Here is a 17,553-nt window from a genome sequence, read left to right as displayed (position 1 = left end):
CCGTTACTCCTTCGAGGTATAGGCCGCGTAGGCGGCCAGAGAACGGGTGCGGCCGGCGGCCTGTTCATTCCTCGGATCCAACGCGACAACCTCGGCCCATGCCGTTGCGGCGGCCGCCAAATCGCCCGCCTCTTCAGCCAGCACGGCCCGACCTGTTGCCAGCACCATCACAAGATACTTCTCATCCTCTCGCCGACGAATCTGGTTTTTCAAGTTTTTATCCCAATCCTCCGGACCGCCACCCAGAAGGTCTTTGATTTTTGGGGCTAGGATATCGACCACCAGCTTCTGTTCCAGCTTGATCAGATCGGATCCGCTCTTGGCTTTGCCGTCGACACTCTCCGCGAGGAGGATTTCACCGGTCTCGGTTTCAACCAGCCGGAGATCGATTCGGAGGTTGTTCTTTTCGGCCATCATGAGACTGCCGAAAAGAAACGAGCCCGCCCCGGTAAGCTTGCCGAACGCCACCCGTTTCTCGGGATCAAAAATGGCGTCGTTGTTGTTCATCTCGATCTCCCGGCGGAGAACATCAAGGCGCTGCCGGTCCACGAGAGTGAGGTTGTCGATCCCGGAGAGATCGGTGGTGATGATATGAACCAGCCCCTTTGCGAATTTGTCGAGATCGAACGGTCCCGGAATGATGGAGTTGTTTTCGATGTCCCCGATGGCAAGCGTGTTGAGTTGCAGGGGACGCTCAATCCGTCTCGCCAAGACAATGCTGTCCCGAAGCGAATAGAAGAGATTCACGACCGGCGGTGGGAGCTTTGCGGCGCCGGTCAACTCGGCCTGGGGATCCTGAGTTATACATTCCATAAATGACGCCCGCGCCGCGCGGGGATGACCCTCTGCCAGATAGATCATCCCCATGGTGGTAAGAATGTCTTTTCTCTCACCATTGTGTAAATCCTTCTCTTGAAGAAGAATTTCTGCGGCGCGAATCGCAGAACCCGATTCCATTTCGAAAAAGAATTCCATCGGGCTTTCCCGGAAACGAGCCAGGTCCTGCTCGGTGATATTCATGTCGCTTTGACAGAACCCCGCGGTTGTCATGAGGAGCAGCGGCGCGCCCGCAAGCAGCAGCGCACCCGCGAGCAGGATCAACCGGATCTCTTTCATCATGGCCGGCCCTTTCAAAGAAGTGCGTCCAGTGAACGGACACGCGCTCGAGCCACATCGTTTTCGGGATCTAATTCAACAACTGAATGCCAGACCGTACGAGCTTGTTTGAGATCGCCTCTGTCCTCAAGCTCTAACGCCTCCGCCGTGAGGAACTTGCTTTCGACGTATTTCTTGCGCTTGCCGATGGTCTTGGTTTTTCCATCGAAATAGGATGCGGCCAGGCTCCGGCATTCCATGGGCGCCTCGCCCAAAAGCAGAATCTTCTCGATCCCCTCGGCCAGGCCCATCACCAAATCCCTTTCGAGGGCTAGGAATTTCTCCGGGTCGCCAGAGAAATCGCCGGTGGTGCTGTGCGTCAGGATAACCTCTCCCGTCGCTGTATGAACAACCCGGGCGTCGATCCGTACAGTGTTCTTATTAAGAATCATATATTGACCGAAAATAAAGGTTTGGGCGCCGAGCAGCTTGCCGGCGCGGACCGCCTCTTCGGGATCGGTGAAACCCGATTGCCCCAGCTCGATCTCCTTAAGAATCGTCTCGGTGCGCTGCCGGTCGACGATCTTCAATGATGTCGCCTGCGCCAGATCGGCCATGACCGTGTGGACGAGTGCCAGGCGCAGCTTGGAGTAGTCATACTTCCCGTCCTTGTCGACAAAAACCGAGTTGTCTTCGAAATCTCCAATGGCGATGGTTTTGATATCCATCGACCCGGCGTAGAGTGATTCCCGAACAGTGTGATAGAGATCGAGCACCGGCGGGGGATAGAGATAATCAGGCGAGTAACGGGCGGATGGATCCAGCTGGAGCATGCTCTCGATAGACTTCATCGCATTGGGGAGCTCTCCCTTGGCGACATAGGTGCAGGCTGTGCATTTGTACACGCCGACCTTCACCGGTATGGATTCCTCTGTCTTTAGGATTTTATCCGCTAACTTCAACGCTTCGTCGTATTCCTGATCCCAGAAGGCCTGGCAGACGCTTTTTGAATCTCCCACCAGCGAGGGATCCTCGGGAACCGGCGCCTGGGATTCGGCGGGGCGTACCGGTACAAGCAGAAGACAGGCGATGGCAAGTAAAAGAAGCATGTCCCCGGCGGCTGCGGCGATTGATGTGGAACGGCCATTCTCACGGTTTGTATAAGGGATCATCGTTTCACCTCCATATCGGAACACTTGGTTGAAACGTTAACGGCGCCGAAATCCACAACGAAGAAGCGTTAATCTTTCTTGGCGCGGACGACGCCTTTGCTCCAATCCAATATCAATTTGTCATTAGGATCGCCCTTCTTGACCTCATAGGTGAGGACGCGATCGATACCCGCCTGTTGGTTGATGACCCTGAATCGGTGAAGACCATCTTTCAATGTCAAACTGAACTTGCCCAGAATATTGAGGTTCTGGTCGGAGCCGTCGATATAAACTTCCGCGAAATAGGGGGCGGTACTCACGCCGTACCGTTTCTCGAACGACGAAGACACGGGGGCGGCGATATTGGAGTCGTCCCGGGGAACGGGGGCGGGGGTCGATTCAACGAGAGGAAGTGGGCCGAGATCGATAAAGCCGGCGCCTCCGGCCTTGAGACGGACGGTCCGCTCCACATTTTTGTAGCCGCTCAGGCTGGAGCGGACGCGGCGCTCACCCGGCTGGAGATCGGTCAGTGTCGCCGGTGTTGTGCGGTTGGTTGGAGCGCCGTCGATATAAATCGCCGCGCCGGAGGGATCCGATAGGATCTCCAGGCTGGCGGTCTTGACGGCGGTGGCGGAGAGCTCCCGGAAGTGCTCCACTTCATCGCCCGCCTCGAGAAAAATCTCGGTCGAATCCGGGTGCCAACCCTGCTTCGTCAGGATGACCAGAGAGCGCCCGGGGGCGAGATCGGGTAAGCTGATGGGAGTTATGCCTTTATACGCACCATTGATCCAAACTTCGGCTCCTGTCGGCGTGCTGGATAGCCGCAAGAGACTGGTCGTGATCTGTCCGGATGGGCTCTCACCGTCGATCCCTTCAATGCGGATGACCTTGACGCCGACACGGAAATCCTCCTCCGACAGGGTATAGGAAGCACGGAACTGGTAGACGCGTCCATCTTCGGCGGGCCGGTTCAATTTAATCAGAACGGAGCCCTCTCCCCGGTCGGGGTGGATCGTGGCTGTACCGCTTTCATTGGTTTTTCCCAGCAGGCGATTGTCCTGGCCGACCTGGCGGATTTCCACATCGGCGACCGAGTTGTTAGACATATCGCGGACATCAATCTTCAACCCCCCTTGGCCGCCACAGGCGGAAAAGAGGAGGGGAAGAAACAAGCCAAGGAAGATCAGGCCCGTCGTGAAGTTCATGGGCGGGATAGACCACCCGGTTTCCGCAGAGGCGGCTAGACGCCATCCGCCGGGTCTCAGGCTGGGTTTTTTGCCGGTCGTCATTGCGGATTCATTCTTCACCAGTCTGGGGGGAGTGTCAACGAACACGGGAATGCGCGGGTGACAAAACCGGGCGCCTTTCGCGGCGCCCGGTCTCATCTCAATCTTTTCGCAAGGAGCGGCTTTAATTCCGTCGAAACTACCAGGACTCTTCATCTTCGACGGCGCCCTCTTCATCGTATGTCGTCATCGTACCGGTGCCGTTGATCATCCAGGTGATCTCGGTGCGGAGCCACCAAACTTGACCATCATCATCCCAGTAGTAGGCCTTGTACCAGCCGGATGTTCCACTGCTGCTGAGTTGCATCTCCCATCGCGTCATCTCGGGGATGGTCCAAGTCCATTCCTCGGTGCCGTCTCCGTTGTCGACCCAGGTCATGATACCGATGAGGTTGCTCTGGCTCTGTGTTCCGCTGTAAAGAGTCCAAGTGCCGGATGTCGCGTTACTGGTCCAGGCGAGAGTGAAGGCGACCGTCGTCGAGTTCTGCTCGTACATGACGAAGGTGCCTTGGGTCCCGTCCTCGTTCACTGTGATCCGAACGGCGACCCAGTTGCTGTAGCTCCCGCTGTCGCAGGTGCCGTTGAGTGTGATGATCCACACAAAGTCTGTGCCGTCCAAACAGACCTCATAAGTCCAGGTGCACCCGGCTTCGGTGAGCTCGTATTCCCAGCAACCGCCGCCGAGATCATCCCAATCGGCGCCGTTTGCCGGATTTGTGAAAGCTGTCCCGAATCCCACCAAGCTTGCAATGATCTGAGCGCTCCCCGCGACCGTTCCCTGCGCCAAGGTGTTGCCGATATCAATCAGGCTGACATCGGGGATCGGCGTGTCGGGCAACTCAGGCTCATCCGCGCCGGTGGACCCCAAGCCGAAGGCCAGGACATTTTCGCAGGCGGTCCCATTGTCGATGCTGCAGCTTTGATAACCGGAGATGCTCGGCGCGAAGGCGATCGTCACCGTGTGGCTCGCCCCCGCCGCGAGGCTGAAACTCCCGGAGCCTTGTATAATCTGGAAATCATCACATCCGGGGCCGACGCTTCCTGTGAGCGTCCCGCCGCCGCTGTTGGATATTGTATAAGAAAGTGTCGCCGACTGGCCGATGGTGACCGTTTCGAAATCGAGCGTCATCGTCGATACCTGGCAGATCGGATCGTCGCCGGCATCGCCCCAGGTTTCCTGGCTGACAATTCCTCCCTGTTCATCATAAGTCGTGTAGGAACCGCCGTCGGCATCCCAAAGGATCTGGCTGGTGAGCCACCAGGCCGTGCCGTTCCACTCGTACAATCTCCAATATCCCGAGGCGCCATCGCCGGAAATATGGGTTTCCCACTTCATATCCGCGGGAACGGTATAGGTCCAGTCGGATGAGCCGTCGGTGTTCTGAGTCCATGCCATGATGGCGGCGACATTCGACGCGTTAATGTCACCCTCATAATATGTCCAGGTGCCGGACGTCGCCGTGCTGGTCCACGCCGCCGCGAATTCCACCGTTGCCGTGTTTTGTCCATAGATTCTAAGCGTTCCCTCGGTGCCGTTGGCGTTGGTGGTGATTCTCATCGCCACCCAGTTTGCATAGGTCGTGCCATCGCAGGCGCCGTCGAGGGTCAGCGTCCACTCGTAGCCGGAAGTGAGTTCACAGACGCGATAAGTCCATGTACAGGCCTGATAGGATACCGTGTAAGAGAAACATCCGCCCACATCATCCCAATCGGCATTGTTGGCGGGCGCTGTAAATGCGGTGGCGAAAGAGGCCATCCCTTGAGCCATCGCCAGCTGCCCTTCAACAATCGCCTCGGCCGTGGCGTTTCCGACGGTCACATTGGTGGGAACGGTCGGTGTGACCAATAACGGCGGCTCATCCGAACCCGTCGGTTGGGTGCCGCCATTGTCGTCGTCGCTGCAACCGACGGCGAAGAGAAGAGGAAGAACGAGGAGCAGGCTCCATAGAAAATTATGACGTCTAAAAAACATGATCATCTCCTCCCTGCGAAGGGCAATTGATGGCTTCATCCGATCAGAATCGGATTCTGAATATTGACTCTTTGCGAGAATAGCAATCGTCGTGCGCCGAGAACAAGCGAATCCAATGTTGTGTCGCCGCCTCTAAGGCATGTCCAATTCCTGGCGGATGGCGGGAGGAAGCCGGTCCCAAGGCGGCGCCGCGGCCGCCAGCTCTCCGGAAAACCCAATCTGAAATGAGGCGCCATGCACCGGAAATTCGAGGGGCCTCTTTTCCGAAAGATCTTCCAGCGGCCGGCTTATATCCTCGAGAATCTGAAACGGCTTGTCGTTCGCCGGCCGCGTCAGATCACTCAACGTGAGGATTGACCCTGGACGGAAGGGGATTTCCGCGGTTGACCCGACAGGGATCGGCGGCGTGGCATAAATCTCCTGCCCCGCTTCATTGCGAACTGTTATAAGGAGGGCGTGATGCGGCGGGGCCTGCTTCAGGGTCAACACCAGTCTTTGCGACGGATCCACGACGGGTTCAAGATATGGCGCTATCACTTGTTGTATATGAAGATAAGTCAAGCTGGTTCGATGCCATCGGGTCGACACACGGGCCAGGGCTTCCACTATCGGCCGGGTGATCTCCGGTCCATAAATCAGCCGGCCGGGCAGACCGTATTCCATCATCCGCTCGCCGGCGTTGGAATAGGCAACGGCGGCCTCCATAAGAGTTCGCCGACCCTGGCGGATGGCGTCCGCGAGGCGGTTCAGGCGCGGAGCGAGACCGGGCTGCAGGGGTCGCCACCAGGCTTGATCAAGGGCCCGCTCCAGCTCATCGGCCGTCTGACGGATGGAAAATCCCGGCGGATTGGTGATGTAGCGCTGGGTGAGATGTCGAACATCGCGGGTGCCAAGGATCCCCGCGGCAAGGAGAAGGAATCCGCCGATCCCCAGACCCATCCCAAAAATGCGGAGGAGGGTGTCGGCTTTTGAACGGCGCCGCTTCGCGGAGCCGGCGGCTCCGGCGGAGAGCGCCTCGACAGGCAAGGTGGACGGATCGGCAAGGCGCCAAATAAGGATTCCGGCGCATCGCTCAAGACATCTGCCGGCATGAATCGATGTTGTTCGGCGCCCTGATGCCGCTCGGATCCCGGTCATGGGTTCTCTGATCCCTCTATTTCACCCGTTGCATCGGATGTCGCTTCGATCGTCATATCAATGGGCGCGAGGGAACGTTCCAGCTTCCCTATCGGCTCACGCGGCAGGAGGATTGAAAAAGCCAACGAGCCGAGAAGCAGCAAGATCCCGATGCCGAACCACAGCCAACCGGAGGGAGGCTTGGCGGCGGGGTCCCTGCGCGGCGCCGAAAGGTTTGAAATCCGGGTCATATCGGTCATTGTTGATGAATCCCCCCTCCGATCAAAACGACCGGATCATGAACCTATGGTGAGGGAGATTTGGGGATCGGTTCAAGGGATATGGAGTCTGCTCCCGCTGCATCCTTGACGCTCCCATTTCTCTCGCACAAGATAGTGTGTGCCTTGAAGGTGAATCCGAGCGCCACCGGCGTGCCGGTCTCGGGGCGGGTAATCTTGATCTCCAACAGAGGAAGCGGCGACCGATGGGAACGGAAGCACCCAATGATGCCCCGCAAGCGCTGCCCAAAGAGGTGCTGTCAGGGCAACAGGCTTTCTCCCGTCTTCTGGCCGACGTCAACCTCGAACTCCTGGAGTTCCTGCTCGACATGTGGCGGGGTATGGACGGATTTCGAAAGGCGAATCAATTGCCCGGCGCCGATCCGGAGTTGCTTTCGTTGAAGCCGCACGATCTGGCGGCGAAGCTCCTCACATCATCCGAAAAAGAGGCGGTCCGGCGGTCATTGCATCAATGGGTGCAGGAGCTGAAACTTCATCATGCCGCCTTGCTCGAGGGATACCAGGAGGCGGTGGCCGAAGGCACCCGCCAGATCCTCGATGAATTCGATCCCGAGGCGATGAGCCGCGAACTGGAAGGGACAAAAGTTAAAGTCGGGCCCATAATGATGAACAGCAGCTGGAGGCCGTTGCGGACTCAAGCGATATGGGAAGAATACCTCCTTCGGTTCCAAAAGTTGCGCGCGCTGGAGGCTGCCGATTATGAGCGGTTCCATCGGGAGGGATTCCGGCAAGGGTATCTTCGGTTTCTCCAAAGGCATCAGATGGCGGGAGAGAAGACCGGGGAAGATAAAACGGCGGTAGAGAAGGACGGGGTAGAGAAGGATGGGGGAGAGAAGGATGAAACGTCGTGATCTGGTGTTGAAATTTGTGGTGGGACTTCTCATGGCGGGGGTTGTGTTCTCCGGATGCGGGATCTTTGGAGGGAAGACTCAAAGCCGCGAGCTGGTGCTGATCTTGAACGGAACCGATATGTTGAATTCATGCGGCGAGGAAGTCGCCAATACGCTTCCCATCCGCATTTTTCAGCTCTCGGGCGACTCACAGATATCGATCGCCTCATTGCAGGGACTTTGGTGGGATCCGGAAAAGGAGTTGGGCGACGAATTTGTAGACCAACTGGAGATGATTCTCGAACCCTCGCAGAGAATCCCGATGAACCTGAAACCCGCGGACGGCGCCTCGATCATCGCCGTCGTCGGCAACTTCTGCCAAACGGAGGGGAGCTGCTGGAAATGGGTCAGCCCCATTGACAAAATCTCTTCCCCCCAGGCTTTGACATTTGACAAATTCTGTATCCGCGAGGCCCGCTGAGGCGGAGTCTTGGCAATGGTGATGCTATGAGTAAACGCTCCCGAGTCATATGGAATGAGGGGATGCTGCTTTCCCCCCACCATTTTCAGCTGCAGGATTTCTATCATGAACAACGCGTTGCGGACCAGCTCCGCAGCGAACGGATGTTCTCCTACGGTTTTAACAAACTTGTCCTGGATGAGGCCGCCGTGCAAAACGGGCAGATCCGCATCGAAGAGACGGCGGGTGTCTTCCCCAGCATGGCGCCGTTCAGAGCTCCTGAAAGAGAAGAGCCGCCGGAAGCGAGAAATGTTGACGAGCATTTCCCGATCAAGGAGACGGAGCTTCCCGTTTATCTCGGTGTGCGCCTGCATCGCCCCGGACAGATTCAGGTGTCATCAGGGGATGATCATGAATCGCGTTTCCGGAGGGTCTCGGTCGCCGCAATGGATGAAGTGACCGGGGAGGATGAGCGCGAGGTGGAAGTCGCGAGGACGAACCTCATGATCCTGTTTCCCGACGATCCCCTTGGGGAATATGATGTCCTCCCCTTGGCGCGTGTCGTTCGGAAGCCGGAAGGGGGTTATACATATCTGAAAGAGTTTGTCCCCCCGTTGCTTTCCGTAGAAGGCTCGCCGTATCTCCTCCGCCTGCTGCAACGCTTGCTCGAGATCCTGGTGACCCGGTCGACGGAGCTCAGCGACCGCCGCCGGCACAGCGGCAAAGGGGCCGCCGAGTTCGGCCGCGATGACGTCGCCGGGTTCTGGCTTCTGGGAACGCTGAACGGCGCCATTCCCCGGCTGACACATTATCTGAGGTTCCAAGGGTGCAGCGGCGAAATGGTCTATCTCATGCTGGCCGATCTGGCCGGCCGGCTGACGACCCTCAGCGATCAGTCACCCCGGGATATTCCCGCCTATGAACACGATCACAGCGGCCCGGTCTTCAAGGATCTCGGAACTCGCATTCCGGGGCTGTTGGAAATCTCGCTGCCGAAGAATTACGCGCGGATCCCGCTGACGAAGATGGATCAGACAATGTACACGGCGGCCATTCAGGATGACCGGCATCTGGACGGCTCGGTCTCATGGTTCCTGGGTGTTACGGCGAGCCTCTCCACCGAGGAAATCCAAAGAAACTTCCCGGAGAAGGTGAAGATTGCGTCGCCCGACCGGGTCGATTTTCTGCTTGCCCACGCCCTCACCGGAGTTGGTTTAACATTGGCGCAAACGCTTCCCGCCTCGCTTCCGGCTCAGGGCAATTATGTCTATTTCAAAATGGAAAAATCCGGCGAGGTTTGGGATCTTGTAGCCGGCTCGCGAAATCTGTCGATCTATATCCCACCGGAATTCCCGGGGATTCATCTCGAACTCATCGCGGTTTGGGGTTGAAAGGAGTCTCATGGGACTGGGTCATCTGTTCAACCGGAGTAGGAAAACACCGGAGGCGGGGTTCGGCGCCGGCGGGGACCCTTCTCGGCCATCGGCGGCCCTCGCAACCACCCGGACGCTGAGCACTCTGTCCTCCGATCTCTTTTCCTTTATCGTCACGTTGCGCACGAGGACCGATCTCGGCGAGCCCGGGGATATCCGCAATAGGATTTTGGATCAGCTGGGACGATTTGAGAAAGAGGGCAAAGAGGCCGGGTACTCCACACAGCAGGTTGATGAAGCCCGCTTCGCCATCGTCGCCCTTCTCGACGAAGCGATTCTCAATTCACAATGGCCTGGGAAAAATGTTTGGCGTTCGACGAAGCTGCAATCGCAGCTCTTCGGCATCAATATCGCCGGTGAGGAGTTTTTCAAGCGGCTCGACAGGCTGCGCATGAATCCGGGGGAGAACCGGCCCGCGCTCGAGGTTTATCACGATGCGCTGGTTCTCGGATTCTCCGGGCGCTATGTCCTCAGTGGTCCGGAGAAGCGCGACGCCCTGCTGCTGGAGTTGGCCCGTGAATTGACGGGGGACAATATCTTTATGGTGGAGAAATTGTCGCCGCATTGGAAACGGCCGGATGATTTCCCCGAGGTCGTCGGTGAAGGATTTCCAATCTGGGCGACGGCGCTCCTTTTTATACCCGCGATGGCCCTCCTTATAATCGTCTTCGGTCTCGTCGCCCGCATTGCGGGATCCCATGCGGCCGATGAGATCCGGAGCCTGCTGGCGACGATCGGATTTTGAGTAGGAGCCTTCTACATCTGGAGGTGGCGTGAATCTGCTGTTCCGGTTGCTTAAACCTAAAAGCCTCGTAACGGCCGGGGCCGCCGGTCTCATCCTGATGGCCCTTTGGCTCGGGCCTCAGTTCGGAATCCCCAGGCGATATCTTTTCTTCGGTATCATCGCGGTCTTCCTGATCTGGATGATCGTCATGCTTATCATGCGAGTTCGCGCCTCCCGTGCATCAAAAGCCTTGGAAAAGTCGATTGAAGAACAGGCGCAAGCCCAAATTGATGGATCGCGGCCCGGCCGGGAAAAAGATATCGAAGAGTTGAAAGAGGGATTACAGCAGGCGATCGAGGCATTGAAGCGGTCCCGCGTCGGCAAGAGCCGGGGAAGCGGGGGCGCGCTGTATTTTCTTCCTTGGTATATGATCATCGGCCCGCCCGCTGTGGGAAAAACGACACTTCTAAAGAAGTCCGGTCTCAATTTTCCCTATGCCGATCCGAAGCGGAATGATCCATCGGTCAAGGGCGTCGGTGGAACACGCAACTGCGACTGGTGGTTTGCCGAAGAAGCGGTGATTCTCGATACGGCCGGCCGGTATGTCCTCCCGGTTGAGGAGGATGATTCACAGGAATGGCTTGGGTTCCTCGATCTGCTCCGGCGCCACCGGGGCCGCAAACCGATCAACGGTCTGCTTGTCGCCGTTTCGATAGAGGATTTGGTCAAGGGGGGAATCGAAGCCGTCGAAGAACATGCCAAAAAAATCCGAACCCGCATCGATGAATTGATAAACCGTCTGGGGATCTCTTTCCCCGTCTATCTTGTTTTTACAAAATGCGATTTGATCCGCGGGTTTGTAGAGTACTATGGCGATATAAACAAAGATCAGCGGGCCTCGGTTTGGGGCGCCACGATCTCCCGCGATCGATCCGCTACGGAAACGGCCGAGGATATCTTCAGGGCCGAGATGGCGCTTCTCGAGCAGCAGCTGTTGAATGCCCGCATTCCACGGCAGGCGGCGGGTACCCGCAGTGAAACCCGGGCCGACTTGCACTTTTTCCCCCTGCAATACCAAGCGCTGAGAGACCGGCTCGCTATATTTATTGAACATCTCTTCCGCGTGAATCCCTATCAGGAGAGTCCTATTTTTCGCGGTTTCTACTATACCAGCGGAACACAGGAAGGCCGGCCGATCGATCAAGTCATCAATGCGATGCTCGCCGGATTCGGATTGACATCTAAAGATGAGGGAATGGCTGTCGCGCCGACCGAGACGAAGTCCTATTTTATCCGCCGGGTTTTTTCAAAAATTATTTTCCCCGACCGGCACATGGCGGGCCCTTCGGCGGCGGGCGAACGGCGTAGGCGCGCGAGGAGGGTCAGAGTCTTTGCTACCGGTGCGGTGGTGACGGCTGTTTTGGCGGCGGCCTTGTTTATCCTCTCCGCAACCAATCGCTCACTGATCCGGGATGTCCGGCGCCTGTCCGATAAAGTCGCCGTGCTGGGGCAGAGTCACTCCCCGGAGCTGACCTTGGGCCACCTCAAGGATATGGACGCCCTTCGCAAAAAGCTCCAGAAGATGGATATGCGCGGGCAGACCATGGCGAAGGTGATGTTTCTCGGCACTTATCAAGGTGAACCGGCGGCTGAGGCGGCGCGGGAGCTCTACCTAAGAGTCCTGCTCGGCGGTGTCATGCGCCCCGCATCACCGGTGCTCGCCAACAAGCTTCATCGCAATGCCGACTCCCTGCGCGTTTCATTCGATACTTATTATCAGTGGTACAAAACGTGGAGCATTCTCCAGGATCCCGGAACGCGTTTCTCGCGGCCGGCGGTAAAGGATGTCACGCCGGCCCTGTCGGAGTATTGGATGCCGTTGACGGGCGGCCTCTCGAGCGAGCGGAACCAACAGGAATATGTACAACTTCTTGAAAAGCAGCTTGAGTATGGTTCGGATTTTCCCCATCTGCTCGTCAGTTATTTTGTGCCGGGGCGCGATGAATCGATGGATATGGAGGCCCAGAGCGTCATCCGCCGCTATTGGTCCGCTGATGGAATGTATCCTTCCCTATTGGCCTCTTCTAAAATTCCCGACGTTGCCGTCTCGGACAAAGTGAGCATCGATCTCGGGGTCACGGGAAGCGCCGTCGTTCCGGGCGTTTTTTCCGCGGCGGGATGGGAAGGGCCGGTCCGTGAATATCTGGAGCAGTTGGAAGAGGTGCGCACCGGATGGGTGATGGAGAACACCTACAACGATATGCCGGCATCGATTCGCAATGGTTTACTGGCACGATATGCTCTGGGTTATGCAGAGGCTTGGCTTGAATATATGCGAGGTGTTGAATTGGCTGGTGTGACGGATGTGGAAACCACCCGCACCTTCTTGGAGCGCGCCGGCAAGGAAAACTCGCCGTTGCTGCAAGTGTTGCGTGAGGTGGAGAGGAACACCCGTTTTGATAAAGAAGCCGATCCGAGCCTTTTGGATGTCGCTGAGAAGTACGGTGTCATAAATGAATTCTTCCGCAATCCCACGAGCTCAAATCCCCTTCGGTTTTTGAAGGGCGGGGATAACAGCGGCAAGGCGCCCTATCTGGAGTACCTCGAACGCGTCAACGCCCTGGCGCAGGCGTATGCGGCGATCGCCGCCGAGGGCGGGGATCTCCGCCGTTCGGAAGCCTATCTGGGATTCGGGAGCTGGATCGATACCCGCATTCCACAAGCACCGGAAGATCAGGTCGCCGCGGAGATGGTCCGCATTCTTCGATTGCCAACGGCTGCCGCCACGCGGACCGTACGCCGCGCCGTGCAGAGTGATCTGCAAGTCAAATGGAATCCGGTTTATCAAGAGTACCGGGAAACATTGGCAGGACGTTATCCTCTCGAATCATCCGATGTGGATGCGTCTTTAAAGGATTTTGAAAAGTTCTTCGGCACAGGCGGGACTTTCTGGACCTTTTATGAAGAGAACCTAGCTTCCTTGGTCTCTGAAGACGGACAGGTGTTAAACCAAAGCGTGACGCTGACGAATACTTTTTTGGGCGAGTTGCGAAAAGCGAATCATATCCGTCATGCCCTTTTCTCCGGCGGAAGAAGTACGGCCGGATTTGATTTTTCAATTCGCACCCGTCCGCCGGAGCGCGATGCCGCATCCGGGATCACCGTGAGGAGCATGCGGCTTGATGTCGGGGGCGAAGCGTTTATTTACAATATGGGCGCGCGCAATTGGAGCCCGGTTCGCTGGCCGGGAAACAACCCGGAGGCGGGCGCGGTTCTGCGACTTGATGCGGGAACCACAGCGTCGCTTGCCGCCATGGAATATGACGGCGCCTGGGGATTCTTCCGGCTCATGGATCGGACGGAGGAGATCGTTGTCGGCGGCTCGGAAGGCGAGGTATCGCTGATCTGGCGCTTCCCGGCCGACAAGTGGGATGTCACGGTCACATATGAAGTTCGGGGGCTGCCTTCGCGGCATCCTTTGAAGAAGAATTTCTTGAGGATTCAATTCCCTCGGGACATTACGGCGAATTAAAGCGTTGAACTTTTATTGATCCTCTGTGATTCATGCGAGGAGGCGGAGCGGGAAGCATGAACGAAAAGGGTTATGAAATCGGCTGCTACGGGAAGCTTCCCGTCGCGGCCGATTTCATTTCGTCTCAGGCTGATCATCCAGCCGCCGCCGGGTTTGTCCGCTGGCTGGATGAGGCGATAAGCCTTGCCCGGACGCGCCTGAACGATGACTGGCTTGAACATTTTCAGAAGATGCCTCCCCATGGATTCATTTATCGCTCCAATGGATCGAGTTCCTATCTGGCGGGGGCGCTTTTCCCCTCCAGGGATCAAAGCGGGCGGGCTTTTCCTTTTGCGACCTTCTTTCGGTCCGGCGGCTCGGCGGCAACCCTCAACGCCGCAGCGATCCCTCGGCACCTCGGGGAGTTTGTTAAAGCGGCGTCGGCGATCCGGGATGGGGATCCGTCTGATATAAATGATTTGCACCGGGTCCTCAATGATCTGGGCGGGACCATTCCCCCCATGGATCAAATGGGGCGGGGCAATGATTGGGATCCGCTGGATGGCTGGACTGTCGGAAAACTTGCACAATCTCTGGGTTTTGGGGGCGGTATCAAGATTGTCCGCCGGGTCAGCCGTAATCTCTTAGATATCGCCCCGCGCTTCCAAACACGGCCTGACCGCACACCGGCCCTTGGTTTCCGCTTTCCGATGCCCTCCGAGGCCGAGAATGTTCTGCCGGCGCTGACGTTCTGGCTGGAATCGTCACGAGTGATTCTGGGATCCGCGCTCCCGTTACCGATCATCTTCTGGACGCTGGCCGCGGATCGCAGCCAGGCCCACCTCGATCTCTACTATATGACGCCCCCGCCGGCGCGCTTCTTACTGCTGCTCGTTCCGGCGCTCTCCAGCGATAATCTTTATCCACTCGATGAGGATGACGCTCCGCAGCGAATGAGTCACAACGCCCTCATAGCGGGCGCCATGGAGCAGGCCGGGCGTTCCGATGAGCCGCTGGTCTCGGTCCTGAGGTCTTTGGACCGCGCCCTGGGCCACTGACCCCGGTCCTGAAGAATTGTGTAATGCGCCCTATGAGTCTTGATCGGCGATGACGCCTCATTCGCCGGCCTATTTCAAGTAAATGACCTTTTTGACCTCTTGCTCCCGCTCTCCCTCCAGGCGGATCATATAGAGATTCGACGCGACCGGCCGCCCGTCGGAATCCAGACCGTTCCAAACAATCGAATGCGGTCCCGGGGAAAAACCTTTGTCACAGAGGGTGGTCACATGGCGCCCCTCAAGATTATAGATGGCGACCCTGATTTTCTGCGGGGTTGTTAAAGTGAAATCAATCGATGTTTTGGGATTAAAGGGATTGGGCCGCGCTCCGATCAGGCGGACGGTGGCGTTATAGGCCGCCGGATTTGAAACGGGACCATCGCTACCCGCGGATGAATCGCAATGTGGAAGGGCGTAATACAGGCCGTCCGCGCCGACCGCGATGTTATTGCCGAGAAGACAAATTGTACGAGCCAACTCCCCCGATTCGATCGGGACATTACACATAAATTGCGGATCGGCGGGCTCCGTTAAATCGAAGACGGAAAGACCGGTGTAAGGAGAAGCGCCGTATCCGATCCCGTCGACAACCATGAAATCGTAGAGAGAATTCGGGCAGACCGTTGATCCGAGCAGTGTCGGAGCGTCCGGTACGGAAATGTCGATAACAGACATTGTGCTGACGACATAATCGTGGCCGCCGACATAGGCGATGTCGCCGAAAACTTCGACCATTCCGTGGCCGAAGTCAATTTCAACGGAGCCGACCCGTTCCGGAAGAACCGGATCAACCGAGAGATCAAGAACATTGAGCCAGGATCTGTACGGAGAAAAGGCGGAGGAACCGACATAGAGATAGTCTTCTTCGATATCGAGATAGGAGCTGAAGTCATCAAATGTGAGTGTGCTCATCCGCAGGGGATGATCGGGATCCGTGATGAGATAAACCAAGACGCCCTCGGACGTGCCGAGATAGGCGTAATCGCCACGGACTTTAACATTGTAGGAGAAAGGAGGCTCGGCGACGGCCGCGCCGCCGCGAGGCTGTGGGTTGTGGGGATCCGATACATCGACAATGCGCAGCCCGCCGCTGGCGATATAGGCGTAATCGCCGGCCCGCTCGATTTTTCTTCTTGTCGCGGAGGCGGGGATCTCCGTCTGGGCCACTTCCGCCGGCTTGAGGGGATCCGAGATGTCGAATACGAGCAGCCCCCGGAATCTGTCGACGACATAGGCGAGAGTTCCATCCGTGACAATATCTTCAGGATCGGGCGGGATGGGATTGGAACCAATAAAATCGGCCGATGTGGGGTGAGAGATATCATAGATCTGCACCCCATGAGTGCCGGTCGCCAGGAAAGCGTAGCCATCCCGCATGAGTATTGTGGAGGCGCCGGTGGAGCTGTCTGTCTGGCCGAGCTTCACCGGACCTTCAGGTTGAGCGACATCGTAGGTTGTCAGCAGGTGGCATTGAATCGTGGCGACTCCGTTGTCGACATCCAGGGCCTGCGGCCACATCGGTAATGCGGTCGTGCTGACCAAGAAGGGATCCGCGATGTCGGAGATATCGATGACGAGGAGGTTTCCTGTCGCCGCGTCTTGCCGGCAGCCGAGATACAGGAGATTTTCATCAATCGCCATATTGTTAACGGTCCAGGCCGTTTCAAGAGACGCGATCTCGAGGGGCTCCGCTGGATCCGTGAGATCTAGAATGTGAAGGACACCGGAATCGTCGAACAGGTTATCCATAACAAATGCGACACCGTCCGAAATCAAAATCTCGGAAGCGTTGATGAAAGGCACTCTGTTTACAGTGGCCGGTTCGGCGGGATTGGAGGCGTCTATAATAACGAGATTCCGCATGGCCAGATAGACATGGCTGTTGTGCATCGCGATATCATCCGGCGCCGTCCTGAAAGTAAGCTCTCCCTCGAACTCAGGATGGGCGGGGTCGGAGATATCAACCAGCTGAACCGCGCCGGAAGCGGGACCCTCTCCCTCCATTTCACCGTCATCCGAGGTATAGGCCATGATGGCGGCCAGATCGCCTTCGGCCGCGAGACCGAATTGGTAGGAATCCAACCAGAGTGAGCTGACCGGAAATGGATCCGTCGGATCAGAAATATCGGCCACAAGGAGTCCGTTCTGCGGGCCGACGGAGAGCAGGTAAGATCCATGGAGAACGATATCCTGGTGGTCATAGCCGCTCAGTGTGCGGCTTACATAGCGCATATGATTCGAATAGTCATGGCAGTCATCACCAAGCGCGGCACTTGGTCCCAGGAGAATCCCAAGAAAGAGAACGAGATAGCCCAATGCGATAAGAGCTGTTGAAATTTTCATTTATTTAGCTCCTCTGCGGCCCCCAGGAAAGGGAAGGCGGAAAAAGATCTGATAGTTCACATTCTTGATGGTTATAAGCCACCCGGGATTAGTATACGGGATGGCGGGATGCAAAGGAAGGTCTGACAGCTTGAAGAGCCTTTCCTGACCTGTCCCCTCTGCGAATCCCCACTCATCCGGTCCATGATGGCGTCTTCCCAGCGCAGTAGGCGCTCCGATCGATCTTCCCAGACATACCTCCCCCCGAACCCAACCGGAAATCCCGATCAGGCAGC

General features: G+C 57.2%; 13 protein-coding genes. 6 read left to right on the top strand and 7 right to left on the bottom strand.

The genetic code is table 11. The features are described from left to right. Positions 1 to 3: 3 nt before the first annotated feature. The 6 genes from KJ970_14935 to KJ970_14910 all read right to left on the bottom strand — a co-directional run bounded on the left by KJ970_14935 (position 4) and on the right by KJ970_14910 (position 6,880). Positions 4 to 1,119 carry a CsgG/HfaB family protein gene (locus KJ970_14935; protein ID MBU2692215.1) on the bottom strand — a complete coding sequence of 372 codons (1,116 nt, stop codon included), beginning with the start codon at positions 1,117 to 1,119 and terminating at the stop codon, positions 4 to 6. An 11-nt stretch (positions 1,120 to 1,130) separates the two neighbouring features. Continuing rightward, a complete protein-coding gene (locus KJ970_14930) occupies positions 1,131 to 2,291 on the bottom strand; it encodes a CsgG/HfaB family protein (GenBank protein ID MBU2692214.1) in 1,161 nt (386 codons plus the stop codon). 44 nt (positions 2,292 to 2,335) lie between these two features. After that, complete coding sequence (locus KJ970_14925; protein ID MBU2692213.1) at positions 2,336 to 3,553, bottom strand: PEGA domain-containing protein; 1,218 nt, start codon at positions 3,551 to 3,553, stop codon at positions 2,336 to 2,338. Between the two features lie 118 nt (positions 3,554 to 3,671). After that, the gene (locus KJ970_14920; protein ID MBU2692212.1) at positions 3,672 to 5,504 is read right to left on the bottom strand and encodes a hypothetical protein; all 1,833 of its coding nucleotides are present in this window, start codon (positions 5,502 to 5,504) and stop codon (positions 3,672 to 3,674) included. 132 nt (positions 5,505 to 5,636) lie between these two features. Further along, entirely contained in the window at positions 5,637 to 6,641 is a 1,005-nt protein-coding gene (locus KJ970_14915; GenBank protein ID MBU2692211.1) for a hypothetical protein, read from the bottom strand. Then, on the bottom strand, positions 6,638 to 6,880 hold the full coding sequence (locus KJ970_14910) for a hypothetical protein (protein MBU2692210.1): 243 nt from the start codon (positions 6,878 to 6,880) through the stop codon (positions 6,638 to 6,640). Before KJ970_14910 ends, KJ970_14915 begins: the two co-directional genes overlap by 4 nt. A gap of 224 nt (positions 6,881 to 7,104) precedes the next feature. Here KJ970_14910 and KJ970_14905 point away from each other — a divergent pair, with 224 nt between their 5' ends. The 6 genes from KJ970_14905 to tagF are packed head-to-tail and all read left to right on the top strand — an operon-like array spanning position 7,105 to position 14,935. After that, positions 7,105 to 7,770 carry a hypothetical protein gene (locus KJ970_14905; GenBank protein ID MBU2692209.1) on the top strand — a complete coding sequence of 222 codons (666 nt, stop codon included), beginning with the start codon at positions 7,105 to 7,107 and terminating at the stop codon, positions 7,768 to 7,770. Beyond that, a complete protein-coding gene (gene tssJ, locus KJ970_14900) occupies positions 7,757 to 8,230 on the top strand; it encodes a type VI secretion system lipoprotein TssJ (GenBank protein MBU2692208.1) in 474 nt (157 codons plus the stop codon). The genes KJ970_14905 and tssJ overlap by 14 nt, the downstream gene beginning before the upstream one ends. Before the next feature lie 26 nt (positions 8,231 to 8,256). After that, positions 8,257 to 9,600 (top strand): type VI secretion system baseplate subunit TssK, encoded by a 1,344-nt coding sequence (gene tssK / locus KJ970_14895; GenBank protein ID MBU2692207.1) that lies wholly within the window; start codon positions 8,257 to 8,259, stop codon positions 9,598 to 9,600. 10 nt (positions 9,601 to 9,610) lie between these two features. After that, positions 9,611 to 10,387, top strand: coding sequence for a DotU family type IV/VI secretion system protein (locus KJ970_14890; protein MBU2692206.1), 777 nt, complete (start codon positions 9,611 to 9,613; stop codon positions 10,385 to 10,387). 28 nt (positions 10,388 to 10,415) lie between these two features. Next, positions 10,416 to 13,898 carry a type VI secretion system membrane subunit TssM gene (gene tssM, locus KJ970_14885; GenBank protein ID MBU2692205.1) on the top strand — a complete coding sequence of 1,161 codons (3,483 nt, stop codon included), beginning with the start codon at positions 10,416 to 10,418 and terminating at the stop codon, positions 13,896 to 13,898. 56 nt (positions 13,899 to 13,954) lie between these two features. Continuing rightward, a complete protein-coding gene (tagF, locus tag KJ970_14880; protein MBU2692204.1) occupies positions 13,955 to 14,935 on the top strand; it encodes a type VI secretion system-associated protein TagF in 981 nt (326 codons plus the stop codon). Positions 14,936 to 15,004: 69 nt separating this feature from the next. Here the strand turns inward: tagF and KJ970_14875 are convergent, their stop codons facing one another. Beyond that, positions 15,005 to 17,278 carry a hypothetical protein gene (locus KJ970_14875; protein MBU2692203.1) on the bottom strand — a complete coding sequence of 758 codons (2,274 nt, stop codon included), beginning with the start codon at positions 17,276 to 17,278 and terminating at the stop codon, positions 15,005 to 15,007. Positions 17,279 to 17,553: the final 275 nt, after the last annotated feature.

The sequence above is a fragment of the Candidatus Eisenbacteria bacterium genome (genome assembly GCA_018831195.1).
Taxonomy (GTDB): Bacteria; Eisenbacteria; RBG-16-71-46; order CAIMUX01; family JAHJDP01; genus JAHJDP01.
Note: the sequence above shows the minus strand (reverse complement) of the source record. Positions and strands in the feature narration are given on the sequence as shown.